This is a genomic window from Nitrosospira sp. Nsp1 (assembly GCF_900100985.1).
GTDB lineage: Bacteria > Pseudomonadota > Gammaproteobacteria > Burkholderiales > Nitrosomonadaceae > Nitrosospira.
In genome coordinates, this window is sequence record NZ_FMUF01000049.1 from 1 (window position 1) to 1,331 (window position 1,331).

2 protein-coding genes are annotated in these 1,331 nt (G+C 50.9%); both read left to right on the forward strand.

Going from position 1 to position 1,331, the window contains the following annotated elements; translation table 11 throughout:
* Positions 1-219 (forward strand): hypothetical protein (locus BLP78_RS15710; protein ID WP_218118996.1); only part of this gene is annotated, 219 nt, incomplete at its 5' end.
* A gap of 122 nt (positions 220-341) precedes the next feature.
* Positions 342-1,157 carry a methane monooxygenase/ammonia monooxygenase subunit C gene (locus tag BLP78_RS15000; RefSeq protein WP_090460554.1) on the forward strand — a complete coding sequence of 272 codons (816 nt, stop codon included), beginning with the start codon at positions 342-344 and terminating at the stop codon, positions 1,155-1,157.
* Positions 1,158-1,331: the final 174 nt, after the last annotated feature.

Below are 1,331 nucleotides of genomic sequence, written 5' to 3' on the forward strand. Positions count from 1 at the left end.
TGGGTTAGCAAGAAGTTCCTTACAGGACGAAGTGGTAGTGAGTTAACCAAAAGGAGTACTGAAATGGCAACAAAACATCGAAGGTTGCGCAGCTATCCGCAAGCAGGTGTTCGTGCTTCCAGCATGCCGACTTTGCACGAATCAAAGATGTATAAGTTTGGCCTGCTAGGTCTGCTTGGAATAGCACTATTCTGGAATGGGTTTCAAATCTTTACCTGATAGGCGAAGTATTTTGCAAGGGTGAATGATGTAAACGGACTTATTCCTATTTTTATATTTATGGAGAACTAAGTCAAATCTGCTCAAACAGTAGTGGGTAGTTAATCTAAAGGAGTAGTGATATGGCAACAACACTAGAAACGTCGGGCCAAGCTAAGTCGGGAGGTCGGGACTACGACATGTCGCAATGGTATGACTCGAAGTGGTACAAATTTGGGCTCATCACCATGCTGGCGGTGGCGATATTCTGGGTCTGGTATCAGCGGACCTACGCATATTCGCACGGGATGGACTCGATGGAACCGGAGTTTGAGAAAGTCTGGATGGGACTATGGCGCGTCCACATGACCGTCATGCCAATATTTGCCCTCATCACCTGGGGCTGGATCTGGAAGACCCGGGACACGAAGGAGCAACTGGACAATCTTGATCCCAAGTTTGAGATCAAGCGCTACTTCTATTTTATGATGTGGCTGGGCGTCTACCTATTTGGCGTTTACTGGGGTGGTAGCTTCTTTACCGAACAGGATGCCTCCTGGCACCAGGTCATCATCCGCGACACGAGCTTCACCCCAAGTCACGTGGTGGTGTTCTATGGCTCCTTCCCGATGTACATCGTCTGCGGCGTGGCCACCTATCTGTATGCCATGACGCGTCTGCCGCTGTACTCGCGGGGAACCTCGTTCCCGTTGGTGATGGCTATTGCCGGTCCGCTCATGATCCTGCCGAACGTAGGCTTGAACGAATGGGGCCATGCCTTCTGGTTCATGGAAGAGCTCTTTAGCGCCCCGCTGCACTGGGGCTTTGTGGTACTGGGCTGGTCGGGCCTGTTTGCAGGCGGCGTTGTGGCACAGATCGTCACGCGTTACTCCAACCTGACCGACGTCGTCTGGAATGGACAGAGCAAAGTCATCCTCAACAACCGTATCGTACCGTAAAGGGCTAACTGAGGAATCTGAGCAGTGGCCTGAAGTAAATCGCCCCGCTCCCGCATTACAGGGGGATGGGGCGACTTGCAATAAGCCACAGTAAAACAGCATACAGAGGATAACGAATACAGAGTTGAACCCTACCTCAAGGAGCAATCAAATGATCAAGCAAATGATACAGCT